The sequence below is a fragment of the Streptomyces sp. IBSBF 3136 genome (genome assembly GCF_036815105.1).
Taxonomy (GTDB): domain Bacteria; phylum Actinomycetota; class Actinomycetes; order Streptomycetales; family Streptomycetaceae; genus Streptomyces.
This window is the reverse complement of the sequence record NZ_JAJSZC010000333.1, coordinates 1-6,458: the sequence shown is the minus strand read 5'-3', so window position 1 is coordinate 6,458 and position 6,458 is coordinate 1. Positions and strand designations below refer to the sequence as shown.

Genomic DNA, 6,458 nt, shown 5'->3' with positions numbered 1-6,458 from the left:
GGTCGGGGCTGGGGCCCGGGGCCGGGTCAGGGCAGGAGCCGTTGCTCCTTGGCCACCGCCACGGCGCCCGCCCGGGTGCCCACACCGAGCTTGTCGTGGATGCGGCGCGGATGGGTCGTCACGGTGGCCTCGACGGCACGGATGACGTCGGCGTCGGTGTCGTACGTCGTCAGGACGAGGACGTGCCGTGGGGGTGAGGGCCCGCAGCTGCCGGGTGGTCTCCACGCCGACGCCCGGCCCGGGTAGGCACCGGCCGGACAGCACGGCGTCCGGGCCCGCCCCGCAGAGGGGCGGACCCGGACGCCGTCCACGGGTGGATCGCTGTCCACCCGCGGATCAGACCAGGTCGAACCGGTCCAGGTTCATGACCTTGTCCCACGCGGCGACGAAGTCCTCGACGAACTTCTCCTTGGCGTCGTCGGAGGCGTACACCTCGGCGACGGCGCGCAGCTCGGAGTTGGAGCCGAAGACCAGGTCGGCGCGGCTGCCGGCCCACTTCAACTCGCCGGTGGCGGCGTCGCGGCCCTCGAACGCGGTCTGGTCCTCGCTGGTCGCCTTCCACGTCGTGCCCAGGTCGAGCAGGTTGACGAAGTAGTCGTTGGTGAGGACACCGGGCGTCCGGGTGAGGACGCCGAGCTGCGAACCCTGGTGGTTGGCGCCCAGGACGCGCAGGCCGCCGACGAGGACGGTCATCTCCGGGGCGCTCAGGGTGAGCAGGTTGGCGCGGTCGAGCAGCAGGTACTCGGCCGGCAGCCGGTTGCCCTTGCCGAGGTAGTTGCGGAAGCCGTCGGCGACCGGCTCCAGCGCCTCGAAGGACTCGGCGTCGGTGTGCTCCTCGCCCGCGTCCACACGGCCCGGCGTGAAGGGCACCTGGACCTCGTGGCCGGCCTCCTTGGCGGCCTTCTCCACGGCGGCGGCGCCGCCCAGGACGATGAGGTCGGCCAGGGAGACCTTCTTGGCGCCGGCGGAGGCGTTGAAGTCCCGCTGGACGCCCTCGAGGACGCGCAGCACCTGGGCGAGCTGGTCGGGGTCGTTGACCTCCCAGCCGCTCTGCGGGGCGAGGCGGAGCCGGGCGCCGTTGGCGCCGCCGCGCTTGTCGCTGCCGCGGAACGTCGAGGCGGACGCCCAGGCGGTGGTGACCAGCTGGGAGACGGTGAGGCCGGACTCCAGCAGCTTGGTCTTGAGGGCCGTGATGTCGGCGGCGTCGATCAGCTCGCCCTCGCGCTCCGGCAGCGGGTCCTGCCACAGCAGGGTCTCGGCCGGGACCTCCGGGCCGAGGTACAGCGACTTCGGGCCCATGTCGCGGTGGGTGAGCTTGTACCAGGCGCGGGCGAAGGCGTCCGCGAACTCCTCCGGGTTCTCGTAGAACCGGCGGGAGATCGGCTCGTAGATCGGGTCGTAGCGCAGCGCCAGGTCGGTGGTGAGCATGCGCGGGCGGTGCTTCTTCTCCGGGTCGAACGCGTCCGGGACGACCGCCGGGGCGTCCTTCGCCACCCACTGGTTGGCGCCGGCCGGGCTCTGGGTGAGCTCGTACTCGTACTCGAAGAGGTTCTTGAAGAAGCCGTTGCTCCACTGGGTCGGGGTCGTGGTCCAGATGACCTCGAGACCGCTGGTGATGGCGTCCTTGCCGACACCGGTGTTGTACGTGCTCCGCCAGCCCAGGCCCTGCTCCTCCATGGTGGCGGCCTCGGGGTCGGCGCCCACGTGGTCGGCGGGGCCGGCGCCGTGGGTCTTGCCGAAGGTGTGGCCGCCGGCGATCAGGGCGACGGTCTCCTCGTCGTTCATCGCCATGCGGCGGAACGTCTCACGGATGTCGCGGGCCGCGGCGATCGGGTCCGGGTTGCCGTTCGGGCCCTCCGGGTTGACGTAGATCAGGCCCATCTGGACCGCGCCGAGCGGGTTCTCCAGCTCGCGGTCGCCGGTGTAGCGGCGGTCGTCGAGCCAGGTGGTCTCGGGGCCCCAGTAGACGTCCTCCTCGGGCTCCCAGACGTCCGCGCGGCCGCCGCCGAAGCCGAAGGTCTCGAAGCCCATCTGCTCCAGCGCGACGTTGCCGGTGAGGACCATCAGGTCGGCCCAGGAGATGCTCTGGCCGTACTTCTTCTTGACCGGCCACAGCAGGCGGCGGGCCTTGTCGAGGTTGCCGTTGTCGGGCCAGCTGTTGAGCGGGGCGAAGCGCTGCTGGCCGGCGCCCGCGCCGCCGCGGCCGTCGCTGATGCGGTAGGTGCCGGCGCTGTGCCACGCCATGCGGATCATCAGCGGGCCGTAGTTGCCGAAGTCGGCGGGCCACCAGTCCTGGGAGGTGGTGAGCACCTGGGCGATGTCCTGTTTCACCGCCGCGAGGTCGAGCCGGCCGAACGCCTCGGCGTAGTCGAACTCCTCACCCAGCGGATTGGCCACGGCCGGGTTCTTGGCAAGGATCTTCAGGTTGAGCCGCTCCGGCCACCACTGGCGGTTGCCGCCGCCCTGGGTGGGGTGCGGGGCACGGTCGTGCGCGACGGGGCAGCCGCCGCTTCCCTCCGCCTTCGCGTCAGTGACGATCGCGTCGTGGTTCTCAGTCATGGCAATCCTTCCGAACTGTGCGGAACTCGGTGCTCAGGAACTGCGGCCGGTGGAACAGTCGGGGCAGGTGCCCCAGTAGACGACCTCGGCCTCGTCGATCGAGAAGCCGCGGTCGTCGGACGCGGTCAGGCAGGGTGCGTCGCCGACCGCGCAATCGACGTCGGCGAGGGCACCGCACCCGCGGCACACGACGTGGTGGTGGTTGTCGCCGACCCGCCCCTCGAACCTGGCGGGGCTCCCGGCCGGCTCGATACGGCGTATCAGGCCCGCTGCGGTGAGGGCGTGCAGGGCCTCGTAGACGGCTTGCAGGGAGATGTGACCCACGCGGTCGCGGACCCCGGAGGCGATCGCCTCGACGCCGAGGTGGTCACCGTCCCGGACGGTCTCCAGCAGCGCGACACGGGCCGCCGTCACGCGCAGTCCGGCACCGCGCAGTTCTTCGGCGGTGGTCGGGATCTGGGCTGCGGTCATGGCCCAGGAACCTACCCTCATAAACACGAAGGGTTCAAGAAAACGAACGATGCAATTCTGGCCTCTTCACCGTCGGCTGGAATTCGCCTGCGCGTGGCCGGGCCGGCGGGACCGGTGCGAGCCCCGGGCGAGCGGGCACGGACGCATCATGTGGCCGCACGGCCCGCGTGGCGGCGCGCCGAGCCGCGGGGCCCACCGAACGGGTGAGTCCCGCGGCGCCCGCCGGTCAGCCCGCGGTGACGTGGACGTAGTCGCCGGTGGCGCTGACCGCTCCGGTCGTGCCGGTGCCGGCGAAGCTCCACCTCCAGTAGCCGCTCGCAGTGGCCTTCGCGGTGGTCTTGAGGGCGCCCCCGGCGCCGCTGGTCACCGTCTTCACGGTGCTGTACGCGCCGGCGCCGGCCTTGCGGAACTGCAGCTTCACCGGCCGGCCCGCGTAGCCGCCCCAGGTGCCGTTGTCCCAGTTGGCGCGGCTCAGCACGCCCTTGACGGTGAGGGTCGCGCCCGCGGCCACCGGCTCGGGAGCGGCGTCGGCGGTCAGCCGGGCGGCGCGCTTCATCGGGAAGTCGCCCGCGTCGTCCTTCTGCACGAAGTCGAAGTCGTCGGCGTCCACGGAGGTCCACACGTGCCAGGTGCCGGCGGTGGCGTTGGTGTGGGGCGTACGGGGACCGACGGTGATGCCGGTGGTGCAGACGGAGGTCGTCTCGCTGACCGGGTCCGGGGTGCAGGACATGGGGGTGTCGGAACCGGGGCCCGCATGGCCGTCGGGGTTGTCGAAGGAGCCGTGGTAGACCCATCCGTACGCGTCCTTGATCCCCGAGTCGTCACTCGCGGTGATGCTGAGCGTGAAGGTCTTCGTGCCGGTGGGGCCGAGCACGACCGGCTTCCCGCCGTTGACGACGACCTGGACGATCTGGGTGTCCCCGTCGCCCGCGTCGGCGCCGACGCTCGTGGCGGCACCTGCTGACGGGCCGGACACGGCGGAGAGGGCGGACAGGACCAGGGCGCCCGACAGGGCGGTGACGGCGGCACGTATCGACATGTGTCCTCGCGAGGGTGAGGTGTCCGCCCGGAACCGGGACAGAAGCCGGAAAGTCGAGAAGTCGAACGCATAGTAGTGATCCGGCCGTCGCCGGGCCGCCGACTTCCGGTCTTTCGCGTCGCGCGTCCGCGCCGGCGCGGCCTCACCCGTGCGGGCGCACCCCGTCCCGCCGTCCGTGGCACCGTGCGGGTCCCGTCGCTCGGCAGCGGTGTGACGTTCGCAACGAGACGTGATTGAGACCGGGTGAACGGGCAAAGTTCCCCCTCATGCCCCACGCGAACCTCCAGCGGCAGGTGATCGGATGACGACGGCGACGACCCGGGCGACCCGGACGCCGCCCGCGCGAACCGACGCGGACCACCCCTCGTCCAGATCCCCCACGCCCGCCGCCATGACCTCGCTGCCGTCCCTCACGGGGCTTCGCTGGATGGCGGCGCTGCTGGTGTTCGGGCTGCACGTGAACAACTTCGGCTATTTCGGCGGGGGTGCCGGACGCATCGTGTTCTGGGGCTTCGGTGCCGGCGCCACCGGGGTGTCGTTCTTCTTCGTGCTCTCCGGCTTCGTGCTGACCTGGTCCGCGCGGCCCCGCGACCGTGCCCTGGCCTTCTGGCGGCGGCGCGTCGCGCGGATCTACCCGGTGCACCTGGTCACCCTCGGCATCGCGTTCCTCATGGCGTACACGCTGGCGCGCCAACCGAGGCCGGCGGCCTCGCAGGCGCTGGCCAACGTCCTTCTGGTGCACTCCTGGTGGCGCCCCTGGTGGCAGACCCTGAACCCGGTCAGCTGGTCGCTGGCCTGCGAGGCGTTCTTCTACGCGGTCTTCCCGCTGCTGATCCTGCTGCTGCGCCGGCTCGGCGCCCGGGGCGCGACGGCGCTCGGCGCGGTCTCGGCCGTCGCGGTGCTGGTCCTGGCCTGGGCGGACGCCCACCACTGGACGAGCCAGACGGTCTACGCCCTGCCCGCCGCCCGACTCCCCGAGTTCGTGCTCGGCGCGGTCACCGCCCGGCTGGTGCTGCTCGGCCGGTGGCGCGGACCCGGCCTGGAGGCGTCGCTGGCCCTGGCGATCATCGGGTACTTCCTGGTGCCCCAGGTCACCCCGGGCTACTCCGCCACCGTCTGCACCCTCCTCGGATTCACCCTGCTCATCCCGGCGGCGGCCCTCGCGGACCTGCACGGGCTGCCCTCGCTGTGGCGGCACCGGCGCCTGGTGCGGCTGGGCGAACTGTCCTTCGCCTTCTACATGATTCACCTGCTGGTGCTGCGGGCCGGCACCGATCTGCTGGGCACCAAGCCGCACTTCGGGCCGGCCGCGGGCCTGGCGGTCACCGTCGCCGCCTTCACCGTCTCGCTCGCCCTGTCCTGGCTCCTCTACGAGGCGGTGGAGAGCCCGGCGCGGCGCCTGCTGCTGCGCGGCCGCCGCACCGGCGACAGGCCCGCCGAAGCACCGCGGGAGCCGGCCCCCGCCCGCCCCTCCGCCGCGGCCGTGCCACCCGAGTGACCCGGCGGTCCGCCGGACCCGGGACCGAAACGCATGCATGACCCGCCCGCGATCAGGAACCCGGACCTCTCACACAGTCGGCAACACGAGAGGCGGAACTCATGTCCCAGGTCGAGGAGTCCGTGCGGGTCGACGTCCCCGTGCACACCGCGTACAACCAGTGGACCCAGTTCGAGACCTTCCCCCGGTTCATGGAAGGGGTCGAGCGCATCGAGCAGCGCACGGACACCCTCACCCACTGGGTGACCAATGTCGGCGGTGTCCGGCGGGAGTTCGACGCCGCCATCACCGAACAGCGGCCCGACGAGCGGGTGGCGTGGACCACGGTGGACGGTGAGGCGCGGCAGGCCGGGGTGGTCACCTTCCACCGTATCGACGACTCCACGACGAAGGTCATGCTGCAACTGGAGTTCGAGCCCGAGGGGCTCGCCGAGAACGTCGGCGACAAGCTCGGCCTCGTCAAGCGCCGGGTCTCCGGCGACCTGCGGCGGTTCAAGGACTTCATCGAGCAGCGCGGCGGCCAGGAGACCGGGGCGTGGCGCGGCGAGGTCGGCGGGCCGGACGGCACCGGCCGGCTCTGACCCGTCGCACTCCCGGGTGACATGCACAACAGTGAGGAGAGCCCGTGCCGATTCCGGGTAGGCGGCTCTGCAGAACCCGCCCGGCGGCCTGAGCCGCCGGGCGCCGTCGACGCAGTGAAGGAGCCGTGGCGACCATGCGCGAAGGCTCGGCCGGCGTGTGCCGGTGGGCGGGAGCGGAAACCTGCTCCCGCCCACCGCGCCGTCGGCCGTCCGCGCGCACCGCGCCACGGAACCCGGCCACCGCCGGGCGGGGGGGGGGGGGGGGGGGGGGGGGGGGGGGGGGGGGGGGGGGGGGGGGGGGGGGGGGGGG

General features: G+C 72.4%; 5 protein-coding genes and 1 pseudogene. 2 read left to right on the top strand and 4 right to left on the bottom strand.

The window, feature by feature from the left end; all coding sequences use genetic code 11:
• Positions 1–26: 26 nt before the first annotated feature.
• The 4 genes and pseudogenes from V7E45_RS37985 to V7E45_RS37970 all read right to left on the bottom strand — a co-directional run.
• Positions 27–273 (bottom strand): annotated as a pseudogene (locus V7E45_RS37985) (hypothetical protein); the annotation flags it as partial.
• Positions 274–336: 63 nt separating this feature from the next.
• Positions 337–2,559 carry a catalase/peroxidase HPI gene (gene katG / locus V7E45_RS37980; protein ID WP_333778835.1) on the bottom strand — a complete coding sequence of 741 codons (2,223 nt, stop codon included), beginning with the start codon at positions 2,557–2,559 and terminating at the stop codon, positions 337–339.
• A gap of 33 nt (positions 2,560–2,592) precedes the next feature.
• On the bottom strand, positions 2,593–3,030 hold the full coding sequence (locus V7E45_RS37975; RefSeq protein ID WP_333778834.1) for a Fur family transcriptional regulator: 438 nt from the start codon (positions 3,028–3,030) through the stop codon (positions 2,593–2,595).
• Between the two features lie 226 nt (positions 3,031–3,256).
• Positions 3,257–4,069 (bottom strand): calcium-binding protein, encoded by an 813-nt coding sequence (locus tag V7E45_RS37970; RefSeq protein WP_333778833.1) that lies wholly within the window; start codon positions 4,067–4,069, stop codon positions 3,257–3,259.
• A gap of 301 nt (positions 4,070–4,370) precedes the next feature.
• Between V7E45_RS37970 and V7E45_RS37965 the strand changes: the two genes are divergently transcribed.
• Both V7E45_RS37965 and V7E45_RS37960 read left to right on the top strand, forming a co-directional pair.
• The gene (locus V7E45_RS37965) at positions 4,371–5,567 is read left to right on the top strand and encodes an acyltransferase family protein (RefSeq protein ID WP_333778832.1); all 1,197 of its coding nucleotides are present in this window, start codon (positions 4,371–4,373) and stop codon (positions 5,565–5,567) included.
• A 101-nt stretch (positions 5,568–5,668) separates the two neighbouring features.
• The gene (locus V7E45_RS37960) at positions 5,669–6,148 is read left to right on the top strand and encodes an SRPBCC family protein (RefSeq protein ID WP_333778831.1); all 480 of its coding nucleotides are present in this window, start codon (positions 5,669–5,671) and stop codon (positions 6,146–6,148) included.
• Positions 6,149–6,458 lie beyond the last annotated feature (310 nt).

Bases quoted from the DNA above. Each gene is read 5' to 3' on its own strand.
- katG (WP_333778835.1), bottom strand. From the start codon at position 2,559: ATGACTGAGAACCACGACGCGATCGTCACTGACGCGAAGGCGGAGGGA.
- V7E45_RS37975 (WP_333778834.1), bottom strand. From the start codon at position 3,030: ATGACCGCAGCCCAGATCCCGACCACCGCCGAAGAACTGCGCGGTGCC.
- V7E45_RS37970 (WP_333778833.1), bottom strand. From the start codon at position 4,069: ATGTCGATACGTGCCGCCGTCACCGCCCTGTCGGGCGCCCTGGTCCTG.
- V7E45_RS37965 (WP_333778832.1), top strand. From the start codon at position 4,371: ATGACGACGGCGACGACCCGGGCGACCCGGACGCCGCCCGCGCGAACC.
- V7E45_RS37960 (WP_333778831.1), top strand. From the start codon at position 5,669: ATGTCCCAGGTCGAGGAGTCCGTGCGGGTCGACGTCCCCGTGCACACC.